This window comes from Kitasatospora sp. NPDC058048 (genome assembly GCF_042885555.1).
GTDB lineage: Bacteria > Actinomycetota > Actinomycetes > Streptomycetales > Streptomycetaceae > Kitasatospora > Kitasatospora lactacystinica.
Map to the genome: position 1 here is coordinate 188505 of NZ_JBHVRT010000005.1, position 24069 is coordinate 212573.

Annotated in this window: 15 protein-coding genes; 7 read left to right on the forward strand and 8 right to left on the reverse strand. The window is 73.2% G+C overall.

The window, feature by feature from the left end:
• Nucleotides 1–319: 319 nt before the first annotated feature.
• A complete protein-coding gene (locus tag ACFVVA_RS07565; RefSeq protein ID WP_387686660.1) occupies nt 320–4270 on the forward strand; it encodes a polymorphic toxin-type HINT domain-containing protein in 3951 nt (1316 codons plus the stop codon).
• Nucleotides 4251–4604 carry a hypothetical protein gene (locus ACFVVA_RS07570; protein ID WP_387686663.1) on the forward strand — a complete coding sequence of 118 codons (354 nt, stop codon included), beginning with the start codon at nt 4251–4253 and terminating at the stop codon, nt 4602–4604. Before ACFVVA_RS07565 ends, ACFVVA_RS07570 begins: the two co-directional genes overlap by 20 nt.
• An 89-nt stretch (nt 4605–4693) precedes the next feature.
• On the opposite strand, the gene ACFVVA_RS07575 is transcribed toward ACFVVA_RS07570, so the two are convergent.
• From ACFVVA_RS07575 to ACFVVA_RS07585, 3 genes are all read right to left on the reverse strand, one after another.
• On the reverse strand, nt 4694–5881 hold the full coding sequence (locus ACFVVA_RS07575; protein WP_387686666.1) for a serine hydrolase domain-containing protein: 1188 nt from the start codon (nt 5879–5881) through the stop codon (nt 4694–4696).
• A gap of 220 nt (nt 5882–6101) precedes the next feature.
• Nucleotides 6102–6467: a hypothetical protein gene (locus tag ACFVVA_RS07580; RefSeq protein WP_387686669.1), complete on the reverse strand. Its 366-nt coding sequence runs from the start codon at nt 6465–6467 to the stop codon at nt 6102–6104.
• Nucleotides 6468–6788: 321 nt separating this feature from the next.
• Nucleotides 6789–7346 carry a CGNR zinc finger domain-containing protein gene (locus ACFVVA_RS07585; RefSeq protein ID WP_387686672.1) on the reverse strand — a complete coding sequence of 186 codons (558 nt, stop codon included), beginning with the start codon at nt 7344–7346 and terminating at the stop codon, nt 6789–6791.
• Between the two features lie 182 nt (nt 7347–7528).
• Between ACFVVA_RS07585 and ACFVVA_RS07590 the strand changes: the two genes are divergently transcribed.
• The gene (locus tag ACFVVA_RS07590) at nt 7529–9133 is read left to right on the forward strand and encodes an FAD-dependent monooxygenase (protein ID WP_387686674.1); all 1605 of its coding nucleotides are present in this window, start codon (nt 7529–7531) and stop codon (nt 9131–9133) included.
• A gap of 244 nt (nt 9134–9377) precedes the next feature.
• Nucleotides 9378–10607 carry a serine hydrolase domain-containing protein gene (locus ACFVVA_RS07595; RefSeq protein WP_387686676.1) on the forward strand — a complete coding sequence of 410 codons (1230 nt, stop codon included), beginning with the start codon at nt 9378–9380 and terminating at the stop codon, nt 10605–10607.
• A 66-nt stretch (nt 10608–10673) separates the two neighbouring features.
• Here the strand turns inward: ACFVVA_RS07595 and ACFVVA_RS07600 are convergent, their stop codons facing one another.
• Complete coding sequence (locus ACFVVA_RS07600) at nt 10674–11720, reverse strand: alcohol dehydrogenase catalytic domain-containing protein (RefSeq protein ID WP_387686679.1); 1047 nt, start codon at nt 11718–11720, stop codon at nt 10674–10676.
• Nucleotides 11721–11999: 279 nt separating this feature from the next.
• Between ACFVVA_RS07600 and ACFVVA_RS07605 the strand changes: the two genes are divergently transcribed.
• On the forward strand, nt 12000–12527 hold the full coding sequence (locus ACFVVA_RS07605) for a DUF6879 family protein (RefSeq protein ID WP_387686682.1): 528 nt from the start codon (nt 12000–12002) through the stop codon (nt 12525–12527).
• Nucleotides 12528–12632: 105 nt separating this feature from the next.
• Here the strand turns inward: ACFVVA_RS07605 and ACFVVA_RS07610 are convergent, their stop codons facing one another.
• The 4 genes from ACFVVA_RS07610 to ACFVVA_RS07625 form a co-directional block, all read right to left on the reverse strand.
• A complete protein-coding gene (locus tag ACFVVA_RS07610) occupies nt 12633–13331 on the reverse strand; it encodes a hypothetical protein (protein ID WP_387686685.1) in 699 nt (232 codons plus the stop codon).
• Nucleotides 13328–17563: an NEW3 domain-containing protein gene (locus ACFVVA_RS07615; RefSeq protein WP_387686688.1), complete on the reverse strand. Its 4236-nt coding sequence runs from the start codon at nt 17561–17563 to the stop codon at nt 13328–13330. Before ACFVVA_RS07615 ends, ACFVVA_RS07610 begins: the two co-directional genes overlap by 4 nt.
• A gap of 55 nt (nt 17564–17618) precedes the next feature.
• Nucleotides 17619–20063, reverse strand: a complete 2445-nt coding sequence (locus ACFVVA_RS07620) for a discoidin domain-containing protein (protein ID WP_387686691.1) — start codon at nt 20061–20063, stop codon at nt 17619–17621.
• 264 nt (nt 20064–20327) lie between these two features.
• Nucleotides 20328–21533: a LacI family DNA-binding transcriptional regulator gene (locus ACFVVA_RS07625; protein WP_387686693.1), complete on the reverse strand. Its 1206-nt coding sequence runs from the start codon at nt 21531–21533 to the stop codon at nt 20328–20330.
• A gap of 151 nt (nt 21534–21684) precedes the next feature.
• On the opposite strand from ACFVVA_RS07625, the gene ACFVVA_RS07630 reads away from it, so the two are divergent.
• Entirely contained in the window at nt 21685–22974 is a 1290-nt protein-coding gene (locus ACFVVA_RS07630) for an ABC transporter substrate-binding protein (protein ID WP_387686696.1), read from the forward strand.
• Nucleotides 22975–23195: 221 nt separating this feature from the next.
• Nucleotides 23196–24068 carry a carbohydrate ABC transporter permease gene (locus ACFVVA_RS07635; protein WP_380353865.1) on the forward strand — a complete coding sequence of 291 codons (873 nt, stop codon included), beginning with the start codon at nt 23196–23198 and terminating at the stop codon, nt 24066–24068.
• The last annotated feature ends 1 nt before the right edge of the window (nt 24069 follow it).

Consider the following 24069-nt stretch of genomic DNA (forward strand, 5'->3'; position numbering starts at 1 on the left):
ACGATTTGACAAGTCGACCCACACGGAGATGTTTTGACTGCTTGACATCCCACACGCACGGAATGTCTGTTTTGACTGACTCTTCATCAATGTGGCATACGGCTATATCCATGGCAGCCTGACGGCACGACCGGGTCACCTGCCAAAAGGTTGCCCGCACCGGCGACGCCCGGTATACGCTCCACTGCGCCAGATATCGACCGGCGGATCTCAATGGAGGGTTCTCGTGCGAAGTTTTGACGTTCGTTCACGCGGCGGAGGGAGGCGCGCAATACTCTCGCTACGTACACTGTGCGTCCGGCTGCTGCCCTTGACACTCATGACAGGCTTGCTCAGCACCGGTGTGCCCGCCCTCGCGGTGGATCCGTCCGGAGGTCCCGCGGTGCCGGAGAGCGAGCGCAGCCGCGCGGTCGCCGCCTGGCTCTCCGGCGGCCCGACCGTCCAAAAGCTCGCCGAGACAGCACTCATCGGCTCCGACCAGGACGTCCGGCGCTTCCTCGACACCGAGCTGGCGAACGCCCGCCGTTCCGACCAACTCCTCGACGTCGCCCAGATCTTCGACCTCGGTGGACCGAAGGTCAGGGAGACCGCGGGCAAGGCCATCGTGGGCACCCCCGCCGAGCTGGACACCTACCTGACCAGCGGCTGGCAGCCGGCTCTGGAGACCGACCAGCGGGTCTGGACCGCCCGGACCATCGACGGCGCGGGCCCGGGCGTCAAGGCCGCGGGCGAGGCTGCCCTCAAGGGCACGATCGATGACGTCAAGGCCTTCCTGACAGACGGCCAGTACCAGGCCCGCGACGCCGACGACCGGGTCAAGCTGGTCCAGATCCTCAGCGCCGGCGGGCCCAACACCCAGGCCGCCGCCAGGAACGCGCTCAACGGGTCCATCGAGGACGTCCGCGAGTTCCTGACGGTTGGACAGTACGTCGCCCAGAACCGCGACTTGGAGCGGGCTAGCATCGCCCAGCTCGCCCAGCAGGCCAGAACGGCCAGCGACCAGGCGGTGGTCGAGTCCAAGGCCGCCGTCGAGGCCTCCAACAAGGCCGTGGAGACCGCCCGCCTGGCCCAGGAGGACGCGGCCAGGGCGGCCCAGGAGACCGTGGCCGCCGGGAACGACACCGTCAAGGCCGGCCTCGCCGCCGACAAGGCGGCCAGCGCCGCCACCCGCGCCGGCAACGCCGCGCAGACGGCCATCGCCGCCGCCAGGTCGGCCAACGGGTCCGCCCGGACCGCCGCCTACGCCGCCTCGCAGGCCGCCGCTGCCGCCTCCGCCGCGTCGCAGGCCGCCGCCCGGGCCCGCAGCGCCGCCGCGGACGCGGCCGGCGACGCGAGCAAGGCGTCCGCCGCCCGCCAGGCCGCGGAGGCCGCGGACGCCGCGGCCAAGATCGCCGCAGAGTCCCAGAAGTCCCTGGAGCAGGCCAACAAGGCCTCCGAGGACAGCAAGACCGCGGCCGGGGCCGCGCTCAGCGCCAGGGGCAACGCCGACCTCGCCGCGGGATCTGCCGACCAGGCCGGTGACGCCGCAGGCCGTGCCGGAGCCCAGTCCGCCAAGGCCAAGCGCGCGGCCGAGGCCACCCGCCGCCAGGCCGCCGAGGCCGGCCGTGCCGCCGCCGCTTCCCAGGCCCTGGCCGGCGAGGCCGCGCAGGCCGCCAACGACGCCAAGACGCTCCTCACCTCCGCCGCAGGCCACGCCGCGGCTGCCGCCCAGGCCGCCCGGGACGCCGCCGACCACGCCGGTCAGAGCGCCACCGCCGCGCAGGACTCCGTCAACCACGCGAGCGCCGCCGCGGGCTTCGCGCAGGAGTCCAAGGACGCGGTCGACAAGGCCAACCAGGTCCAGGAGCTGGCCCGCCGCACCGAGGCCGAGGACCTCAAGAACCGCACCGCCGCCGCGCTCGAGGTGGCAAAGACCGAGCGGATCGCCGAGGCCGACAAGCAGACCGAGGTCGACCAGGCCCGTCAGGAGGTCCAGAAGGCAGGGGCCGAGGCCACCCGCCTCGCCCAGCTCGCGGCCCAGCCCGGCGCCACGCCAGATCAGGTCGCGACGGACGGGCGCAAGCTCGCCCTGCTCTCGCGCAAGATCTCCGGCCCCTGGGGCGCCGCCGCCGCCGAGGCCGCCCTCGCGGGCTCGAACGTCGCCGTGCTCTCCTACGTCAAGACCGGCCGTGCCAAGGCCGCCGAGCAGGACGACCGCGCGCAGACCGACGACCTGTACTGGAACTCCGAGAACACCGCGGTCCGGGCCGCCGCCTTCGACGCAATCAGCGCCGGTAGTGCCGCCGTCACCACGTTCGTGGCCACCGGTCAGTACCAGGCCGCGGCTCCCGACAACCGCCTCCGGATCGCCCGGATCACCGACACCGCCGGCCCGGCCGTCAAGGCCGCCGGCCTCGCCGCACTGAAGACCAACACCCCCGAGGCACTGCGGGACTTCCTGGACAAGGGGTACTCCGACGCCCAGAGCGCCGATGACCGCCTGACCACCGCCCAGCTCGCGGACTCTGCGGGCGACGAGCGGAAGGCCGCCGCCAACATCGCCCTCGAAGGACCGGCGGCCAAGCTGCGCGCCTTCGTCGCCGAGGGCCAGTACAGCGCCCAGCGCAAGGACCAGTTGGCGGCCGTGCACGTCGCCGACGTCACCTCACTGATCGCCCAGGCCGCCGCCGCCTCGGCCCGCGCACAGCAGGTCGCCGCCCAGGCCCAGAGCGCTGCCGCCACCGCCGTCGGTGCCGCAGAGCAGGCCAAGGGCTTCGCCGCCACCGCTCAGCAGGCGGCCACCACCGCGGCGGACTACGTCACCAACGCCCAGGCCTCCGCCGACCGGGCCCAGGCCGCCGCCGATTCGGCCGCCAAGGCCTCCCAGGCCGCCAAGGCCGCGGAGGGCTCGGCCCGGCGGGACGCGGCGAGGGCCTCCTACTCGGCCAAGCAGGCCGCCGGGTCCGCGCGGGCGGCCCAGATGGACGCGGAGAGCGCGTACGGCGCCGCAGCCTCGGCGCGGGCCTCGGCGGAGGCCGCGGGCAAGGACGCCACCGCCGCCCAAGCCGCTGCCGACGACGCCTTCGGTGCCTACCAGGGCAAGTACGAGGCGGAGCAGAAGGCCGCCGCCGAAGCCGTCGAGAAGGCCAAGCGCGAGGCCGCCGAGGCCGAGCGGACGGCCAAGGAACAGAAGGAGACGCAGCAGAAGCAGGACGCCGTCAAGGCGATCGAAGAGGAGATCAAGAAGCAGAAGGAGAAGAACGACGAGGCGAACTCCCTCTACCGCATCATCTCCGAGGGCATCCACTTCACCCTGGACGTCATCGGAGGAGTCGGCGGAATCTTCGCGCCCGGCCTGGCCGACATCGCCGACCTGATCAACTGCGCGTACTACGCCGTCGAAGGCAATATGAAGGACGCGACCACCTCGTGCATCGGTGCCATCCCCATCGCGGGTGACGCAGCCCTGGTCGCCAAGTTCGTCCAGTGGACGAAGAAGTTCGGGTCCTGGGGCGAGAAGGCCGTCGAGTTCATCCAGAAGCTGTTCAAGCGGCTCCCGGACTCGTGCCCATTGCCGAACAGCTTCCCCGCGGGCACCCGGGTCCTCATGGGCGACGGCAGCAGCCGGCCCATCGAGACGATCAGGCCCGGGGACACTGTCCTCGCCGCCGACCCGGGCACGGCACTGCCGCAGCCCCGACGGGTCGAAGACGTCATCTACACTCCGGACGACCGGGACTTCACCCGCCTCACCCTCGTCGGCGGCGGTTCGCTCACCAGCACGGACCATCACCCCTTCTGGTCGGACGACCGCAAGGACTGGGTCGACGCCGGCGACCTGAAGGCCGGGGACGCATTGCGGACGCCGTCCGGCCAGGCCGTGCGCGTCGAGAGTGTCGCGGACCTCAGCACCCTGCAGCCCGCCTACAACCTGACGGTCCAGAACCTGCACACGTACTTCGTCGTGGCGGGGAACATCCCGGTCCTGGTCCACAACGCCGGGAAGCAGCCGTTCAAGCTCTGTGGCGCGGACGCCAAGGCGCTCGACGACTGGTACGGAACCAACATGACCCTCATGGAGACCGCGGAGCACCACCTGGGCAAGCACGGCAAGGGCCGCACCTTCGCCGAGTACACCGCGGAAGCCAAGAAGCTCTTCGCGGATCCGAAGGCTCCCCGCACCGATGAACGCCTCGCGAACGGGGAGATGGGCGTTAGGATCGACGGCGGCCTCATGGGAGGCACGGGAGTCTTCACGAAGGACGGAAAGATTGTCACCTGGTGGGACTGACGACCCGGGCTTCCTGGCCGCGTACACCGAGTTTCGCGACCACCCTTTCCCGGGCTATCCGAAGAGCCTGAAATTCATCGACGCGGGCTTCGAGCTCCTGCGACTGGACACCCACATCGCGGGAATCGCGGTCAGCGTGTTCAAGGGCCGGACCCGGGCCCGGGACGTCCCGGAACTCGGGGACCTTGCCGAGGATCTCGCCAGACTTGACGGTCTGCTCGATTCGGTGACGGTGGAGAACGATCAGGACGCGGTCACCGTCAGCGAATTCCGTGACTATGGGCGGCTGTTGGCGAGGCTGGTCCGGGAACTCCGGAAGGCGGCCGCCGGGTAGCTTCTTCAGCTCCCGCCCGCTGCGGCAGTACGTCGGCCCCCTCCGAATCCGGAGGGGGCCGACGTGCGTCGGGAGCGCGGCCCAGGGCCTCAGCTGCACAGGGCGGCGTCGACCGCGTCGGCCACGCGCTGCTTGACCTCGGGTGACGGGGTGGTGGTCACCGCGACGTCGGCGGCGCGGCCGTCCTCGGTGGCGCCGCCGCGGGTGACGTAGCCCGGAATGGAGCCGCCGTGGCCCCAGTACAGGCCGCCGCAGGACAGCGGGCGGCCGGCGATGCCCAGTCCGTACCGGGCGCCCGGGCCCATGTACTCGGCGGGGACGGTGGTGCGCATCTGGGCGAGCTGCGCCGGGGGCAGCAGTTCGCCGCTGAGGAGGGCGAGGAAGAAGCGGTTGAGGTCGGTGTTGGTGGAGACCAGCGCTCCGGCGGTCCAGGCCCAGGAGGGGTCCTCCTCGGTGACGTCCAGCGGGGCACTGCCGGGCTGTTCGGTGAGGTAGCCGTGCGGGTGGCGCTCGTGGACGGACATGTCGCCCTGGGCCGGGAAGTAGGTGTGGCGCAGGCCGATGCGGTCGATCACGCGTCGGGTGATCTCCTCGCCGGCGGGTCGGCCGGTGACCTTCTGGATGATCAGGCCGGCCACCACGTACCCGGTGTTGCTGTACTTCCAGCCGGTGCCGGGGGCGAAGTCGGGGGCCTGGCCGAGCGCGAGGTCGAGCAGCTCGCGCGGCTCGTAGTATCGGGTGGCCTCCTGGTCGCCGAGCAGCGCGGTGTACTCGGGCAGGCCGCTGGTGTGCTGGAGGATCTGACGGACGGTGATGATCCGTCCGTCGGCGGGGGCGCGGCCGGCCGTGCCGCGGACGACCCCGGGCAGGTAGGTGTCGAGGGGGGCGTCCAGGTCGACCTTGCCCTCGGCCACGAGCTGCAGGACGACGGTGGCGGTGAACGCCTTGGTGTTGCTGCCGACCCGGATCTGGCCGTCGACGGGCACCCGCGCTCCGGTCGTGAGGTCGCCGACCCCGGCGGTGAGGTTCCGGGTCCGGCCGTCGCGGTCGCGGACGGCGGCCAGTGCGCCCGGCACGCCGTCCTGGGCGACGAGCGCGTCGAGGCGCTGCTGGACGGGGTTCGGGCGGGCCAGCGCGGCGTGGGCGGACGCCGGGAGGGCGGCCGTGCCGAGGGCGGACGTGCCGAGTGCGACGGCGATGGCGACGGCTGACGCGCCGAGGCCGGGCGGGCGGGTACGGCTGCGGCTGCAGGTGCGGTGCTGGGCGGGCGGGTTCACGAGGCTTCTCCTCTCGCGGCCGCGGCCTCCGCCGGAAGTCCCGGGTGCGGTTCGGGCGGCGTGCCGGCCGTGGTCCCGTCCAGGGCATCACGCGCAGCCCGGGGCGGTCGTCGGTGCGCAGGAGGAGAGACGGCCGGGAGCCTGCTTCCGACGGCGTATCAGCATCCCTGAGGGAACCCCGAAGAGGCTTCCGGTGACACCCGCCCGCCCGGCGTCGGCGTCAGCAGCCGATGGAGCGCATGGTGACGCTGGTGAAGTGGGTGCCCGAGGGGGCGTAGAGGGTGATGGCGCGGGACTTGCCCTTGCCGCCGGCCCAGTCGCTGTCGACGCGGCCGCCGTTGGAGAGGTTGCCGCGCACGTACGGACAGCGGCCGTCCGCCTTGGTGTCGTGCACCGTGCCGACGACCTTGGTGTTGTTGTTGCACCACTTGCCGTTCGCGTAGCCCTCGCCGGAGCTGACGCTCCAGTTCTGGGTGCACGAGTCGGCGGGCGGCGCGGCGTGGGCGCCGGTGGCCGGGAGGAGCAGGGCGGCGAGGGTCAGAGCGGCGACGGCGGCTCCGGGGACGGCGAGACGGCGCTTGGACATGGCGGTACCTCCACACGGGTGCACGGTGGACATCCGGGCCGGGGCGTCGGGCGGCGCGAGGGCTCGCGGCGTGCGGCCCGCGGTACGGCCGACGGCCCGTCCTCGGCGGTCCGACGAGCGTGACGTAGTCGAACGACCGTCGTCAACGGCGGAGTCGGGCGCGGGCGACGGCCGACCGCCCCGGGGGCACCGGGCCGGTACGGGCGACCCAAGGGGTACGTCCCGCACCATGGGGGTGGGGTCGCCGGACCGGATCGGTGTACGAACCCAGCGCGGGGGTTCGGCCGCGGCGGGGGCGGGGAACGGCCTCCTCCCCCGCCCTCAGACCCGGTCCTCCCGCTGCGCGCGGTGGGCGGCGACGCGGACGCGGGTGGCGCAGCGCGGGGTGCAGTAGCGCTGCGGGGTGCGGCGGCCGGTGTCGATGAAGAAGCGTTCGCAGCCCGGGGCGGCGCAGCGGCCCCAGGCGCAGCCGCCGCGTTCGCCGAGCCACAGGCCGAGGGCGAGGGCGGCGGTGGAGAGCAGCCAGTGGGTGAGGCCGGCGTCGGCGGGGGCGCGGGTGTGCAGGGACCAGGGCCGGCCGGGGAGGCGGACCAGGCGGGGGCTGGCCGGGTGGCGGTCGAGCAGGGCGTTGATCAGTTCGGCCGCCCGGTCCGGGTCGTCCGTGTCGAGGACGGCGATCACCTCGGCGGTGGCCTCGCGCAGTTCGCGGGCGTCGGCGTCGGTGAGCCGGAAGGGCGGGCCGCCGTGGCGCTCCAGGAGGGCCTGGAGTTCGGCGGCGCCCGCGCCGGGGTCCTCGCGGACGGTGTTCGCGAGCTCGGCGAGGAAGTGGAGACCGCGGGGGTTGCCGGCATCGGTGCCCTGGGGCTTGGACTCGGACACGGACTTGGGTTCGGACTCGGACTTGGGTTCGGACTCGGACTTGGGCTGGGGCTGAGGCCTGCGCGGGGGCGGGGGCGGGGAGTCGGACCGGGCCATGGGTCGCCTAGGAATCTCGGAGGGGTTGCCGTCCGGACCATGGTAACTTCAAAAACTCCCATTAGGCGTTACCGAGGAGTGGTGGCATGCAATTCCCGGAGACCACGTCCGTGCTCGTCGTCGGCGCGGGCCCGGTCGGCCTGACCCTGTCCGTCCTGCTGTCCGGCCACGGCGTGCCGCACCTGCTCGTCGAGGCGCACCCCGGCACCTCGCGCCACCCCAAGGCCCGCGGGGTGTCGGCCCGTTCGATGGAGGTCTTCCGGCGGTGCGGCCTGGAGGAGGAGATCCGGCGGGCCGGACTCCCGGCCTCCCAGGTGTTCTTCTACCGGGGCCGCGACCTGGTCGACCCGGACTTCGTCCGCACCGGCCTGGCCGGCGGCCCGGCGGAGAGCGCCGAGCGAACCCCCTCCCCGGGGCTGATCTGCCCGCAGGACGCCCTGGAGGCCGTCCTGCTGCGGCGCGCCCGCCGACTCGCCCCGGACGGCGTCCGGTTCGCCACCCGCCTGCTCTCCTTCACCCAACGGGACGGACACGTCCACGCCCTGCTGGAGGACCGGGACTCCGGCGAGCGCCGCACCGTGCGCGCCGACCGGCTGGTCGGCTGCGACGGCGCGTCGAGCACCGTCCGCGAGGCGGCCGGGATCGCGATGACGGGGCCGACCGGCCTCGGCCACTACCTGAGCGTCCGCTTCGAGGCGCCGCTCGGCGAGGTCGTCGCCGACCGCGCCAGCGCCTCGTACTTCCTCACCGAGCCGGGCCGCGGCGGCTTCCTCGCCGTCGACAACGACCGGCAGTGGATCTACCAGTACCCGTACGATCCCGGACGCGAGGACGCCGCCGCCCTGTCGGCCGACCACCGGGCGCTCGCCCGGCTGGTCCGGGACGCCGCCGGGCTGCCCGAGCTCGCGGTCACCGTCCAGGACACCATGACCTGGCGGATGGACGCCCGCCTCGCCGACACCTACCGAAGCGCGCGGGTGCTGCTCGCGGGCGACGCCGCCCATGTGGTGCCGCCGACCGGCGGGCACGGCATGAACACCGGCATCGGCGACGCGGACAACCTCGCCTGGAAGCTCGCGGCGGTCACCGCCGGGACGGCCGGCGAGGCACTGCTGGACACCTACGAGGCCGAACGCCGCCCGGTGGCCCGGCAGGTCGTCGACATCTCGCTCGCCAACTCCCGTGCCCGGGCCGGCTACCGGATCGACGACGAACTGCTGCTCACCGCCGCCTACCGCTCGACGGCGGTCCTCACCGACCCGGCCGACCCCGCGCTCCCGCCCCTGGACCCCGGCCTCTCCGGCCTCGAACACCCCGACGGCACACCCGGCACCCGCCTGCCCCACCTGCGGCTCGCCGGCCCGCCCGGGGCCGCGTCCACCCTGGACCTGGTCGGGCCGGGCTTCACCCTCCTCACGGCCACCGGGGACACCGCCTGGCGGCGACAGGCGGCCACCGCCGCGGCGGCAGGACTGCCGGTCACCGTGCACGCACTGCCGGCACCCGACCGGTCCGGGGCCGCCGGCCTCCCGCCCACCGGCGCCGTCCTCGTCCGCCCGGACGGCCACATCGCCTGGCGGGCACGGCAAGCTCCCGCCGAGGACGGGCGGCTGCTCACCGTCCTGCGACGGGTGCTGTCCGCTTCGGACACCGGAATCTCCGAACGGTCATTTCCTGATGGTCCGTCATAACAGTTCGGCCGCACAGGGAAACAGCGCGCCCCGCCCCGCCGCCCTGCCCGTTCCGTTCCCGCTCCGACCCCGCCCCGGACCTCCAAGCGGGGTGAAGTACGCCTGGGGGATGGGGACTTCGAGCGCACCCCGACCCCGGGGAGGATGCCGGGCAGCACCTCCGGTGGATGCCGCGGCCGGAGGCCCACCGGCAGACTCGGCAAGAGGGGCGGCGACGCGCCCCCGACAGGGGAGGGAAGCAGACATGACGCCACATCCGCGCACATCGAGGGCCGGCATCCGCTCGGCCGCCGCACTCCTGGCCGCCACCGCGCTGCTCGGCGCCGGCGCCACGACGGGCTTTGCCGCACCCTCCGCCGGACCCCCGGTCGTGATCCAACCCGCCGACGAGGAGTGGGAGTTCCTTCCGGACAGTGCCGAGTCCACCGCGCTGAGCACCACCTTGCGGGGCATCGTCGACGGCGGCTCCTCGGCCTCCGTCGGCGAGGTCCGCCAGGACGGGCGGACCGTCTGGCGCGGGCGCGCCGGGGTGGCCGACCCGGTCACCGGAGCGGCGGTGCCCGCGCAAGCCCGGTTCAGGATCGGCAGCGTCACCAAGACCTTCGTCGCCACCGTCGTGCTCCAGCTCTCCGCCGAGCGGCGCATCGCCCTGGACGACCCGGTCGACGCCCGCCTTCCCGGCGCGGTGCCGAACGGCGCGGCCATCACCGTCCGCCAACTGCTCAACCACACCAGCGGGTTGTACAACTACACCGATGCTCCCGGCATGGATCCCCAGGACGAGGACCAGTACCGCAGCTGGCTGGCCGGACCGCGCTGGCACACCTACCGGCCTGCCGACCTGCTCGCGCTCGCCAACGGCCGTGCCCCGTACTTCCCGCCGGGGCAGGGCTGGCACTACTCCAACACCAACTACCTGCTCGCCGGCCTGCTCATCGAGAAGGTCACCGGTCGCTCCTGGCAGCGGGAGGTCGAGCAGCGGATCATCCGGCCACTGGGACTGCGCGACACCACCATGCCCGGCCTGTCGCCGCGGCTGCCCGGCCCCCACGCCCACGGCTACGTGAAGCTCTCGACCGGACCGGTGGACGTCACCGAGCTCAACCCGTCCGTCATGGGCGCCGCCGGGCAGGGCATCTCCAGCGCCGCCGACCTCAACCGGTTCATCGCCGCCCTCCTGGACGGCCGGCTGCTGCGCCCCGCCGAACTCGCCGAGATGACCAGGACGGCGGACGCCGGACCGGGACGCGGCTACGGACTGGGGCTGGCCCGCTTCGACACCCCGTGCGGGGTGTTCTGGGGCCACAGCGGAGACCTCCCCGGCTACTCGACGATGGCCGCCGGCACGGCCGACGGCCGACGCCAACTCGCGCTCTCCCACAACCCGTTCGACCGCTCCGACCCGCGCGCCGCCAAGACCGCCGTCACGGCCTTCCTCACCACGGCGGCCTGCGGGACCGCCCCCGGGCGGTGATCATCGGGGCAGCAACGCAGGGCACAGCGGGCCGGGGCGCGGCAACCAGGGTGCGGCGGCCGGGGATCAGCGCCCGGTGGTGACGACCATGCGGAAGCGGGCCCGGCCGCCGGCCATCCTGGCCACCGCAGCCGCGGTCTCCTCCAGCGGCACCTCCTCGATCCACGCCCGCACGCCGGTTCGGGCGGCGAAACGCAGGGTGTCCTCGGTGTCGACGGCCGTGCCCGAGGAGTGGCCGTAGACCCTCCGGTCCCCGGTGATCAGCTGCAGCGGGCTGATCGGGAGGGCGTCGGCGGAGACGCCGACGACGACGAGCTCGCCGCGCCGACCGAGCCCGTCGACGACGGCGGACATGGCGTCGGCGTTGGTGACCGTGGACAGGACCACCTTCGCGCCGCCGAGCGACCGCAGGGCCCCGGCGACGTCACCGGCGGTGCTGTCGATGTAGTGCTCGGCGCCGAGCTCGTGCGCCAGCGGCTCCTTCTCCGCACCGCGTGCGACGGCCACCGTACGGAAGCCCATCGCGCGGGCGAACTGCACCCCCAGATGGCCGAGCCCGCCCAGGCCCAGGACCGCGACCGTGTCGCCGGGCCCGGCGGCGGAGCGGCGCAGGGCGTTGAAGACGGTGATCCCGGCGCAGGCCAGCGGGGCCGCCTCGGCGGCGGTCAGCCCGTCGGGGATCGCGGCCAGGGCCATGGCCGGGACGACGACACTGTCGGCGTAACCCCCGGGGTAGGCCGCCCCGGGGACCTGCAGCTCGGGGCAGTGGATGCCGTCACCCGAACGGCAGGCGTCACAACGGCCGCAGCTGCCGCCGTACCAGCCGACGGCGACCCGGTCACCGACCTTCCAGCCCTCCACCCCCTCGCCGAGGGCGTCGATGCGGCCCGCGATCTCATGACCGGGGGTGACCGGGAACGTCGTGCCCGGCAGGGCGCCACCGGCGATCAGGAGGTCGGAGTGGCAGACGCCGCACGCCTCGACGGCGACGCGCACCGCCCCGCGCCCCGGTTCGCGGACCGGCACCTCGGACAGTTCGGGCGCCGCCCCCGGGGCTGCGACCAGCACGGCGCGCTGCAGGCCGTCGGAGGAGGTGGACGAGGTGGCAGCCATGGTGGAGAACCCTTCCGTACGGAGTCGAAGGCCGAAGGCCGGATGTCGGAGGCCGGAAGTCGGAGGCCAACGGCGGGCGGCGGGCGGCGGGCGTCACCCGCGCCCCGGCGCTCCCACCAGCTTCGTCCCTCCGCCGCCGTTTGTCCGCGCACGCCCGCCGCACCGACTCCCGGGCCCGGCGGGCGTCATCGGGCGAACGGCCGCACCGTCGGTGCCCCGGCGGCGAGAATGTGGTCCGCGTCCCGCTGGGAACGGTCCCGACCCCGAGGAAGGCTTGTGATGACGCAGAGCGCACCCGACTTCGCCGAGCTGCTGAGGGGCGCCACGCGCTCCGCCGCGCACCTGGAGATGCGCGACACCTACTCGGTCGGCGAGGAGGTCGAGCCCTTCGACCGCTTCAGGAGGACCGGCGAGGTGGACAACGACCCGAACACCTCGTTCTGGCCGACGTGGATCCCCCTGGTGGAGGACGCGGTCTCCCGGGGTGTCGTCCTGCGCCGCGCCCGGATCGTCTCGGAGCCGGTGACCGACTACATCAGGTACGAGCACGCCGTCACCCCCGTCAACCTCGCGGCCGGCGAACAGGTCCGGTGGCTGCCCCGGAGCCGGGCATCGACCATCGCCCTCCCGGGCAACGACTTCTGGCTGATCGACCGGCGACTGGTGCTCTTCCACTGGTTCACGGGCGACGGCGACTGGGCGGGCCACGCCTTCACGGAGGACCGGGCCGCGGTGGACCTCTGCTCCGCGGCCTTCGAGGCCGTCTGGGCGGCGGGCGTCCCCCACGACAAGTTCACCGTCGAGTAGTCCACCATCGAGAGGTTCACCGTCCGACGCCACGGGCACCGGACGCCTGCCGCGCCTCTCTCCGAGGCGCGGCAGGCGAGGCGCGGCAGGCGAGGTGCGCGGTTCTCAGTGCCGGTGGTGGTTGTCGGGTTGGGCGGGGTCGCCGGGGTGTTCCAGGCCTTCGACCAGGGTGAGGCGGCGGGCGCGTGCGTGGTCGAGCCAGCGGACGAAGGCGGCGCGGCGGGAGGCGTCGCGGAGGGCGGGGGCGGGGTCGGGGGGCTCCGGGGGCGTGGTCACGGTGAGCAGGGCGGCTTTCCAGGGGCCGGCGGTGACCCATGTGCCGGGCGGGGCGGTGCGGAGGGCTTCGGCGAGGGCGGTCGGGAGGGTGTCCGGGTCGGCCTCCAGTTCGCCGTCGGGGAGGGCGAGGTGCCAGCGCTCCGCCGGTGGGCGGGTGGTCATGGTGCGGTAGTGGGCGATGTCGGCGGGTGCGGGTTCGACGTCGGCGGTGACGGCCGCGTAGACGGCGCGGACGGCCGGGTTGCCCTCGAAGGCGGCCGCCGTGATGGAGCCGAGTTCGACGGCGGCCTGCTGGTCGAGGCGGGCGGGGCCGTCGGGGGCCACGGGCAGCCGGCGTTCGGCGGCGACCGCCTCGCACAGCGCCTCGGTCAGCAGGACCTGGGCGACCCACCGGGTGAGCTGGCGGTCCTCCGAACTGCCGGGCTGCGGCAGGGCGGTGGCGCGCGGGCCGTTCCGCAGGGCGGCGAGGCGGTGGTCGAGCGCCGTCCGCGGGAGCGGGCGTCCGTCGAGCAGGCCGAGCGTGGTCATGCCTCCACCACCAGGGCGGCGGTCGGGGCGTACTGGCAGCGGCCGAACCACATGACCTTGGCGAGGGCCCAGTACGCGCCCGGGTCGGTGGATTCGGGGACGGCGACGGGGAAGTCGACGGTCGTGGCGGTTCCGGCCGGGGCGGTGAAGCCGCGGACGGGGTCGGCGATGGCCTCCCAGGTGCCCCACGGGGAGACGAGCTGGAGTTCGCCGCGGATCTCGCCGCGCGTGCGGTTGGTGAGGACGAGGGACAGGGTGGCCCGGCCGCCGGGGGCCACACGCAGGGTCTCGGTGGAGACTTCGACGTCCAGCCCGGTGTCGCGGCCGGTGGTGGCCTTGGTGCCCTGGGCGATCGTCCAGTCCTCGGGAGTGTCGCCGGGGACGGGGAGCAGGTCGGGCAGCTCGCCGACGGCGATGGTCACCACGTCCTCGATCCGCTGGCCGTCGTGCTCGATGCGGACGGCGGCGAAGTACAGCCCGGGCTCGGCCCCGGCCGGCGGGGTGACGGTGACCGGGAAGCGCAGGTGTCCGCCGGCCTCCAGTCGGTACGGGCGGCTGCCGAGGCCGGTCGTCCAGCCCTCGGGCGGCAGCACGACGGCCGTGCCCTCAACGGCGGCATCGCGGAGCTGGGAGGAGAGCGCGACCGACAGCGTCACCGGCTCCCCCGCCGTTCGCAGCAGCCCGGGCGAGGCGCCGACGGACACCGGCAGGTAGCCGAGCGGGGCCGGGCCCCGGTTGTGGAGCCAGTAGCGGGCGTGGACGGGCTGGGCGGGCTCCGCGGTCGGGCCGAGGTCCGTCGCGGACGCCGGGGCGGTGACGGCCGGGGTCGCGAGCAGGGTGGCGATCTGCGAACCGGCGAGGTCGAGAGCGGAGTCGCCGGAGGGAAGCGGTCGTTCCAGCAGGTCCGCGGCCCGGATCTCGCCCAGGCCGAGCGCGCCGACGAGCCGCGCCGTGCGCCCGAGGCCGGTGGATTCGACGAGCCGGACGGTCAGTTCGCGCCCGAGTGGCGACGTCGAGCCGTGCGCGATCGGGTTGCCGGCCGGTTTGAGCGTCCCGAGCAGCACCTCGCGCTGCGGCTCGACCCGCAGCCAGGACAGGGTGGCGGGCAGCGGCCCGTCCTGCGCCGGGGCGATCCGGGCGTACAGCGGGTGGTTGAACTCCTGGCCCTGGGCGGGCAGTGTCCGGTCCCGCCAGTCGCCGTCCCCTCCCACCAGTGCGTAGCTGAACTCATGGGTCCAGTGCTGGAGTTGGAAGGACGTGCCGTCGGGCAGGGTGCGCCGGGGCGGGTCGATCCAGACTCCCGAGGGCCAGCCGGTGCAGGAGCGCATCAGTGACAGGTGCAGGGCGCCGGTGGTGTCGACGGCGAAGCCGGGCAGCCCGAAGCTCAGCAACGCGACGGTGCGGTCGGCCAGTTGCTCCTGGACCGGGGACGGGCAGACGGCGGTGATCCGGGCGTCGGCCAGGTCGTCGACCAGCGCCGCCACGTCGGAGACGACGAGCGCCGGCAGCGCCCGCAGGTCGCGCAGGTCGGCGTCCGGCCGCCAAGCCTCGGCGAGCGGGGTCACGGCGGGCACCCACACCGCGCCGTGCGCCTTCAGGGCGGCGGCGTACTCCTCCCCCGCCAGCGAGATCAACTCCCGCGCCGCATTGTTGACTTCGGGCCCACCGACGACGATCCGGAAGTCCGGCAGATTGGAGTCCACCTCCAGCCAGCCGTACCGCGCCCAGTCCGCCCCCGAGGTGGTGGCGGTGACCCCGACCCGGGCGAGCGCGACCACCAGCGGACGGGCGTCGGCGGCGTCGTCCAGCGCGGGGACGACGACCTCCGCCACCCCGAGGGCGCGCGAGCCGGCCGCCGCACCCAGTGCGTCGGTGAGGTCGACGCGCGCGGTGGCGCCGAGCCCGAACCAGGTGTTGGCGGGGTTGTCCAGGGTCCACGGCGCCTCCGCCGAGTCCACGTCCGGCATCGCGAAGCCGCGCCCGACGACCGCGCCCGCGACCTCGCTGACCGGCAGGCCGCCGGGGACGTCCACCGGGAAGCGCAGCCGCAGCAGCCGGTCGGCGCCGGAGTGGTCCACCACCCGGGTGCGGCAGTCCACCCGGTCGAGGCCGCGCCAGAGCGTGACGGTCTGCTCGTACCGGACGGAGTCGACCGTGCCCTCGATCACGAGGCGCTCGCCGAGCGGCCCGGTCTCCCGGCGGACGGACGCCTCGCCGTCGCCCGAACCGACGACCGGACCGCTGGGCACCAGGTGCCAGGGGCCCTCGCCGAAGTCGGGGTGCTGCGGGTACTCCTCGTACACCCGCAGCTCGTTGCCGATCCGGCCCTCCTGGATCAACTCCCTTCGGTTCGGCAGGTCGTGGACCGAGGTGAGCCCGCCACCGCGCGCCGGGTCGGCGGTGACGCGGTACCGGTCGCCCTCGATCACGAAGCCGTCGGCCGCCGTCCACGGCTGCTCCGCCGCGCCCTCCACCAGTCGCCAGGTGCGCCAGCCGAGCGCTGGCACCTCGGCGGCCAGGAAGCGCAGCGTCCCCCGGTCGACGGCGCTCGGCACGGGCTCGCCCCGGTCGTCGAGCACTCGCACCGACCGCATGCCGTCCGGCAGTTCGACCGTGACGAGGTCGGTCCGGTCGAAGGAGAGCGTGTTGGTCACCACGATCGCCGAGCCCGCGCCCGCGGCCGGTCCCGCACTCGCCGTGGGTCCCGCGCTCGTGGCGGGTCCCGCCCCCGCCGTGCAGATCCGCCCCGCGAGGGCGTCCAGAGCCGCGTCGCGTACGCCGGACGCCAGGTCGTACGCCTCCCGCCAGCCACCGAGCAGGTCCAGGTACACCTGGTCGGACTCGGAGCCGGTGATCGCGTCGTGGTGGGCGCCGTAGGCGAGTTGGCGCCAGACCTTGTCGAGCGCGGCGGCCGGGTAGCGGCCGAGGCCGTGCACGGAGGCGAGCGTGGCGAGCTTCTCCGCGTCCACGGCCGCGACCTCGCCGGCTCGTTGGGCCTGCTTGGTGTCGATGTAGGAGACGTCCTTGCCGGTGTACACCGGGTTCATGTCGCGGGTCTGCGGGCTGGGCCGCCTTCCGGTGGCGGCGAGTTCGGCGCGGACGGCGTCGAGGAAGTCGCGCGGGACGGCGCAGACGAACCGGGGCCAGAGGTACTTGGCGGCCCAGGAGCGGTGGATCTCGGTGACCCACTTGTTCGGCGGGGTGTAGTCCGTTCCCACCGGCAGCAGCAGGTTCTTCGTCGCCCCGACGGGCTTGAGCTTGCGGTACAGCTCGTAGACGGCCTGTTCGGCGGTGGCGAGGTCCGGGGAGGAGTCCATCCACCAGCCGGCCGAGTAGTGGTGCGGCATGTAATGGGTGAGCACGCCCTCGCCGCCGGGGGCGATCCACTCGAACTCGCTCGGGAACTGCATCACCCGGGCGTCGTCCTTGGCCTCCCGGAAGTTCTTCTGGATCGGGCCCCACTGGTGGAAGGGGCCGCGAGCCCAGGCGCTGCCGGTGAGGCCGGCCGCGGCGAGGTGGCCGGGGAACTGCGGGTCGTGCCCGAACACGTCGAGCTGCCAGGCGGTCCGCGGGTCGCCGCCGAGGATGTCACGCTGGTAGCCGATGCCGTGGACGATGTTGCGGATGGTGGTCTCCGCGCCGGTGAGGTTGGTGTTCGGCTCGTTGTAGGTGCCGCCGACGAGTTCGACCTGGCCGCGTTCCAGCAGCAGCCGCAGGGTCTCGCGGCGCTCCGGGTGCTGGTCGAAGTACGGCTTCAGGTAGTCGACTTCGGCGAGCACGAACTTGTACACCGGGTCCCGCAGGGCGAGGTCCAGATGCGCGTCGACGAGGGCGAAGCCGTTGCGCTCCCACAGCGGCCGGGTGGTGGCGTCGGCGGAGAGCAGTTCCCACGGGGAGGTGTAGGCGGCCTGGGTGTTCCACCAGACCGGGTCGTAGTGGAAGTGCGAGACCAGGAACATCGTCCAGCCGGGCTCAGCGACGTCCACGCTCGCCTCCGCGACGGCGTCCGAGGCCCGCACGGTGACGGGCAGCCGGTCGCCGGGCGAGGCCCCGCCGATCTCCAGCGGGACCTCGACCGACCCCGTGCCGGTCGCCTCGCCGCGGACGCCCGGGCCGCTGACCGTGATCCGGGCGGCCGGGCCCTCCAACGTCACCCGCAGCACTTGGCGCGGGGCGTCCTCGGGGCCGACGAACAGATCGGTGCTCTCGACGGCGGTGATGGTGACCGGCACGGGGGTGCTTCCTTTCCTCGGACAGGGCAGCGCTGGGCAGCGCGGGACGGCGGAGCTACGCGCCCCAGGCCTCGAACTCGTAGACGCGGGCGGCCGGATCGCCGTTCTGGGTCGGCGTGTTGACCACCAGCCGGACGTAGCGGGCGGTGGTGTTCACCGGGTGGGTGGTGGTGCCGGCCGTGTTCCCGGTGACGTCGGCGACGGTCGTCCAGGGGTCGTTCGCACCCGAGCGGACCTGGATGGCGAAGTCACGGGTGTTGTACGAGGCGCTCTCGCCGCCCGCCGCCGCGTGCTTGACCACGAACTTCGACAGCTGCTTCGCCGAACCGAGGTCCACCTCCAGCCACTTGGCGGAGGTCAGCGCGCACCACTTGTCGCCGGTCCCGCCGCCGACGCTGCCGTTGACGGCCTTGGCCGGGCCCTCGTTGGCGTTGCACTGGCCGGAGGCGGTGGCCGGGCGGTTGAGCGCCAGGTTGACGGAGGTCGGCGGGGTGCCGTTCCAGCTCACCGTGGTGGAGGCGGCGGCCGAGCGGCCGTAGGTGGTGGACACCGCTTCGACGTCGAGCGTGGTGGCGTTCTCGCCGCCCGCCCGGTCGAGCCGCCCGACGAAGTACGCGTCGTTGGGCGTGGCTCCGAGGAAGCTGCGGCTGCCGTCCGCGTTGCGCCGGTAGACCTCGTAGTGGTGGACGTTGCCGCCGGGCGCCGCCGTCCAGGACAGCCGCAGGGACTGGCTGGTACCGGCGGTGACGTCGCTCGCGCCGAGCACGGTGAGGCCGGCCGGCGCCGCCGGGGTCTCCACCGCACCGTCGTAGAGGGCGATCTGTCCGACCCGGAGGTCGTACGCCGGGTCGCTGCCCTCGACCCGCAGGGCGATCTGGGCGACGGTGCGGCCCGCGTACGGAGAAAGGTCGAGGGTGTGCCGTTCCCAGCCGCTGCCGGTGTTGGCGCCGACGTCGACCGTGCTGAAGCTGCTCGGCGAGTCCGTGAACGACACGGCGGCCTTGAGCTTCGTGGGCCCGGCGGCCGGGGTCTTGACCACCAGGTCCAGCCTGGTGGTCGCGGCGACCGGCAGCTTGGTCTGGTACAGCCGTACGGTGTTGGCGGCGTCGAGCTTTCCGCTCAACCGCAGTGAGGAGCCGCCCTGGTAGGCGTCGGTGAAGTCGACGGACGGGGTGAGCCTGCTGCCGGTCGACTCCACCATCCAGCGGTAGGTGGGCGGGACGTCCTGGAGCGAGAGGTTGTTCCAGCCGCCGGTGGCGACCCGAGTACCGGCCGCGTTGTAGAAGTCGCCCTGTCCCGTGTCGAAGTTGGTGACGAAGGGCTTGGCGGTGATCGGCGAGGACTCGGCCACGTAACCGGCCAGCCCGGGCCAGCCCGCCGAGAGGTCGATCCGGGACGGGTCGTTGTTGGCGCCGACCCAGTAGCGGGCGTCCTTGGCGTAGAAGTCGGCGCGGTCGGTGGCGGACTTCCAGGTCCACTCCGGGCGGTAGAGGCCGAGCGAGGTGGTGTGCGGCTGCCCGGACGGGAAGAGGGTGCTCCAGTCCACGCCGGTGTTGTAGCCGTTGGCCTCGGTGTCGATGCCGGAGTAGAGGTCGTACTCGCTGCGGCCGAGCTGCCGGGCCAGCGCCCGGGAGGAGTTCAGGCCGCTCGCCGACCAGCCGAAGTTCAGGAACATCGAGTCCGAGGTCCGCTTGGAACCCTCTTGCAGGAAGGGCGAGTTGGCGGAGGTGAGGGCGTTCTGCCAGTTGACGGAGCCGGAGGTGGTCATCGCGTCGTACCACATGAACTCGGTGCCGCTCTGCGCCTTGCTGTACTGCATCAGGTTGCGCACTTCGCCCGCCAGCGCCGAATCGCCGCCGCCGGTCTCCTGGTTGATGAACCAGCCGTCGAAACCGTAGTACTGCGCGGCCTGGACGAGCTTGTCGGCGACGGGGTAGCGGCTGCCGGACTTCTGGACGAAGTCGCGCACCCACTGGAGCTGGCCGCCGTACGCGCCGGGCGGGAAGAAGACCGTGCCGTACACCTTGACGCCGTTGCGGTGGGCGGCGTCGATCACGGTCGGGTTGGGGGCGAGGATCAGGCCCTCGCCGGCCGAACCGCCCCAGAACACCAGCTTGTCGACGTACTGCCAGTAGCCGAAGGCGTAGTAGTTGGGATCGGCGGAACCCTGCGAGGGGTTGTTGGAGGTGGGACCGAAGGAGACCAGGGAGGCGATCTTCCCTTCACCGGCACGGGCGTTGGGGTTGGCCCGCAGCGCCGGGTCGCCGGTGCGCGGCTGGAGCGGGACGCGGGAGCGGTTGAAGCGGGCGTCCGGGTCGGTGGCCGGGTCCCAGGTCAGGATGCTGTTGGGGTACCAGTACGAGGCGAAGGGCTGGGTGCCCGAGCCGGCGGTGACGGCGGGCGCCGCGGCGGGTATCGGGTCGGCCCGGGCCGCGGGGACGGCGGTCAGCGCGGCCGTCGCGAGGGCGGCGCTGAGCAGCAGGGGGAGGCGTCGTGACATGCGGTGACTCCGATCGAGCGGAGGAGGGTGGGGGCGGGCCCGCCGTCGCGGACGGGCCCGACTGCATGCGGGCGTGCCGGTGCTGGATCGAGTGGGAGTCGCGCCGCCGCCGGGCTTCCTCGGCGCACGGGAGCGCACGGGAAGGTGCGGGGACGTACGGGGATGTACGGGAACGTACGGGCGCGGCGGGGAGCGGGACGGGCGGCGGGAGCCGGACGGAGTGCGGCGGAGCGCGCCGAGCGGAGCCCGCTCGGCGCTGCGAGGCTAAACCGGTTCAGAACCGCTGTCAACGATGCGCGCAGCATCCACCCGGCCGGGGGAACCCTCGACGGAACCGGCGACGGAACCGGCGGGCGAACCGGCCGCGGACCCGGAAGGCGGCCCGCCGGGCGACGCGGCAACGGGCCCGGCGGGCGAAGCGCCGGAGGAGGCCTCCGGGGAGCCGGCCGACGCGGCCCCCGGCGGCGAGGTGGACTCCCGCACGGTCAGCCGCGGCGTGGGCATCTGGAGGTCCCGCCCCGGCCCGGCCTCGTCCAGCGCCGCCAGCAGGCTGCGCGCGACCTGCTCCCCGAGCGCGAAGGTGTCCCGGCTGAGCGCGGTCAGCGGCGGGTGGACGATCCGGGCGAGCACCGAGTCGTCGAAGGAGACGATGGACAGCTCGCCGGGCACCGCGACGCCCATCTCCCCCGCCACACCGAGCCCGGCGACGGCCATCACGTCGCTGTCGTAGACGATCGCGGTGGGCCGCCTGGACCGGGACAGCAGGGTCCGGGTGGCGGCCGCGCCCTCGGCGTCGCTGAAGTCGGTGGGCACCGACACCGCCTCCTCCAGCCCGAGCCGGCGCGAGGCGTCGCGCAGCGCGCGGATCCGCCGCTGGGTGTGCTGGAAGTGCGGCAGCCCGGCGAGGTGGGCGATCCGGCGGTGCCCGATGGCGGCCAGGTAGTCGACGATCGAGAGCATCGCCTCCCGGTCGTCGGCCCAGATCCGCAGCTGGTTGCCGCCCTTGCCGGGCCCGCCCAGCACCACCGCGGGCAGCCCGAGTTCGTCGAGGACCGGCAGCCGCGGGTCCTTGACCTGCAGGTCGACCACGATGAAGCCGTCCACCCGGTGCTCGGAGGCCCAGCCCCGGTAGACCTCGATCTCGGCGGCGGTGTCCTCGACCACCATCAGGTGCAGCGCGACCGCTCTGGCCGAGAGCACCGCTTGGAGCCCGGACAGCAGTTGGCTGAAGAACGGCTCGACGCCGATGGTGCGGGCCGGCCGGGCGATCACCAGGCCGACGGCGTCGGCCCGGGCTCCGCCGAGGGCGCGCGCGGCGCTGTGCGGGCGCCAGTTCATCTCCTCGGCGACACCCAGGATCCGGGCCCTGGTCGCCTCGCTGACGCCGGGGCGGCCGTTGAGCGCGAAGGACACCGCGCCCTTGGAGACACCGGCCCGGCGGGCGATGTCGGCGATCGTCGGTCTGCCCACTGAACCCGACTCCTTCTCTTGACATCCAAGTTTAGGCGGGAGCATAGTCCCTGGCATAGCTAGACCGGTTTAGTTAGTCAGGTTGCGGAATCCGGCACAACCCCCGAGCTCGGCACGATCCCCCACCCACCCCCAGGACCGGGAGACCCTCATGCGAAGAATCTGGGCGGCACTGACCACGACCGCGCTCGCCACCGCCGCGCTCACCGGCTGCGGACTCGGCTCCGGCGACACCAAGGACAGCGACGCGGTGGCGAGTGCGGCCGCCACCGGCGAGGTCAAGGGCAAGGTCTCGCTCCAGACCTGGGCGCTCAAGCCGAAGTTCACCGACTACATGCAGGGCGTGATCGACGGCTTCAAGAAGAAGTACCCCGGCGTCGAGGTCGACTGGCTGGACCAGCCCGGCGAGGGCTACTCCGACAAGGTGCTCAGCCAGGCCGCCTCCAGCAGCCTGCCCGACGTGGTCAACCTCCCGCCGGACTTCGCCTTCCCGCTGGCCAAGAAGGACGTCCTGCTGGACGTCGCCAAGGCCGACCCGAAGCTCGCCGAGGAGTACGTCCCCGGCGGCGTCGACGCCTACCGGTTCAACGGCCACCAGGGCACCTTCGGCTACCCCTGGTACCTCAACACCGATGTGAACTACTGGAGTTCGGAACTCCTGACGAAGAACGGCCTGGACCCGCAGAAGCCCCCGGCCGGCCTGGACGAGCTGATCGCCCAGGCCCGGACGATGAAGGAGAAGTCCGGCGGCCAGACCTATCTGATGAGCCGCAAGCCGGGCATCGGGGACCTGTACAACATCGGCGTGAAGATCATGTCCGACGACGGCAAGTCCTTCACCTTCAACACCCCCGAGGCCGCCGCGCTGCTCGACAAGTACCGCGACGCCTTCAAGGAGGGCCTGATGCCGAACGGAGTGCTGACCGACACCTACGCCGGCAACTCCAAGCTCTTCAGCTCCGGCACGGTGGCCTGGACCACCGGCGGCGGCAACTACATCACCAGCCTCGCCACCGACAACCCGACCCTCGCCCCGAAGGTCGTCCCCTCCCCCGCGATGGCCACCCCGCCGCTGTACGTCCAGGGCCTGTCCATCCCGAAGAACACCAAGAACCCGGCCGCCGCCGTGGCCCTCGCCCGCTGGGTGACCAGCCCCGAGAACCAGGCCGCCTTCGCCCACCTGACCAGCGTGTTCCCATCCACCAAGGCCTCCGCGAACGACCCGTTCTTCAGCAAGAGCGACGGCACCAACGCGGGCGACGCCAAGGTGATCGCCTTCACCTCGCTCGCCAAGGCCAAGCTGATCCAGCCCGTCGAGGTGGACGACGCGATGGGCACCGTCATCAAGCAGCAGTTCGCGCTGGCCATCAGCGGTGACACCAGCTCCAAGCAGGCGCTGGACACCGCCGTCGAGCAGTGCAACAAGCTGCTCAAGGGCTGACCCCACCGAGCCCCACCGGTCCCCACCGGGCCTCGCCCGAACCCCGCCGGGCCCGCGGCGCCGCACCGGCACCACCTCACCGCACCGGCGCGACCTCCCGCACCGGCGCACCCTCCCTGCGGCGCCCCACCCCCTCGTACCGGCGACCGGCGGCGGGCTCCCCCGCGCCCGCCGCTCCCGGGAACCGCCCGCACCACCCCCAGGCCCCAGGAAGGCACGGCATGACCCACCGGCGTTGGTTCACCCCCTGGCTGCTCGCCGGGCCCGCGATAGTCTGGCTGGCCGTCTTCAACCTCTGGCCGGCCGTCAACACGGTGATCCTGTCCTTCACCAACGCCAAGCCCCTGGGCGGCGGGCGGTTCACCGGACTGGAGAACTTCGGCCGGCTGCTGGACGACGAGCAGCTCGCCGACGCCCTGCTCAACAGCATCGTGTTCATGCTGGTCTGCCTGCCCCTGCTGACCGTCCTACCGCTGCTGCTCGCCCTGCTGGTGCAGCGCAGGATCCCCGGCATCACGTTCTTCCGCACCGCCTTCTACACCCCGGTGATCGCCTCCGCCGTCGTGGTGGCACTGATCTGGGGCTGGGTGCTGGACGAACGGGGCCTGGCCAACGGTCTGCTGCACCAGGCCGGGCTGGCCGGCTCCCCGGTCGCCTTCCTGACCGACCGCTGGCTGCTGCTGTTCAGCGCGATCGCCCTGACCGTCTGGAAGGGCCTCGGCTACTACATGGTCATCTACCTGTCCGCGCTCGCCAACGTCCCGCGCGAGCTGCACGAGGCCGCGGCCGTGGACGGCGCCGGCCCGCTGCACCGGTTCTGGCACGTCACCCTGCCCGGGGTGCGCCCGACCATGATCCTGATCTCGGCGCTGATCTCGGTGAGCTCGCTGCGCGTCTTCTCCGAGCTGTACGTGCTCTCCAACGGCCTGGGCGGCCCCGGCGGCCGGGACATGTCGGTGGTGATGCTGATCCAGATGTACAGCCGCGGCTTCAACGGGCACCTGGGCTACGCCTCGGCGCTCAGCCTGCTGCTGTTCGTCGTCACCCTCGGCCCGATGCTGTTCCTGATGCGGCTGAACCGGAAGGCGGCCTGAC

What these genes read in the sequence shown, in the direction of transcription:
- ACFVVA_RS07605 (WP_387686682.1), top strand. Translation starts at nt 12,000, where the DNA reads ATGACGCAGAGCGCACCCGACTTCGCCGAGCTGCTGAGGGGCGCCACG.
- ACFVVA_RS07620 (WP_387686691.1), bottom strand. Translation starts at nt 20,063, where the DNA reads ATGTCACGACGCCTCCCCCTGCTGCTCAGCGCCGCCCTCGCGACGGCC.
- ACFVVA_RS07610 (WP_387686685.1), bottom strand. Translation starts at nt 13,331, where the DNA reads ATGACCACGCTCGGCCTGCTCGACGGACGCCCGCTCCCGCGGACGGCG.
- ACFVVA_RS07635 (WP_380353865.1), top strand. Translation starts at nt 23,196, where the DNA reads ATGACCCACCGGCGTTGGTTCACCCCCTGGCTGCTCGCCGGGCCCGCG.
- ACFVVA_RS07580 (WP_387686669.1), bottom strand. Translation starts at nt 6,467, where the DNA reads ATGTCCAAGCGCCGTCTCGCCGTCCCCGGAGCCGCCGTCGCCGCTCTG.
- ACFVVA_RS07630 (WP_387686696.1), top strand. Translation starts at nt 21,685, where the DNA reads ATGCGAAGAATCTGGGCGGCACTGACCACGACCGCGCTCGCCACCGCC.
- ACFVVA_RS07565 (WP_387686660.1), top strand. Translation starts at nt 320, where the DNA reads ATGACAGGCTTGCTCAGCACCGGTGTGCCCGCCCTCGCGGTGGATCCG.
- ACFVVA_RS07595 (WP_387686676.1), top strand. Translation starts at nt 9,378, where the DNA reads ATGACGCCACATCCGCGCACATCGAGGGCCGGCATCCGCTCGGCCGCC.
- ACFVVA_RS07590 (WP_387686674.1), top strand. Translation starts at nt 7,529, where the DNA reads ATGCAATTCCCGGAGACCACGTCCGTGCTCGTCGTCGGCGCGGGCCCG.
- ACFVVA_RS07600 (WP_387686679.1), bottom strand. Translation starts at nt 11,720, where the DNA reads ATGGCTGCCACCTCGTCCACCTCCTCCGACGGCCTGCAGCGCGCCGTG.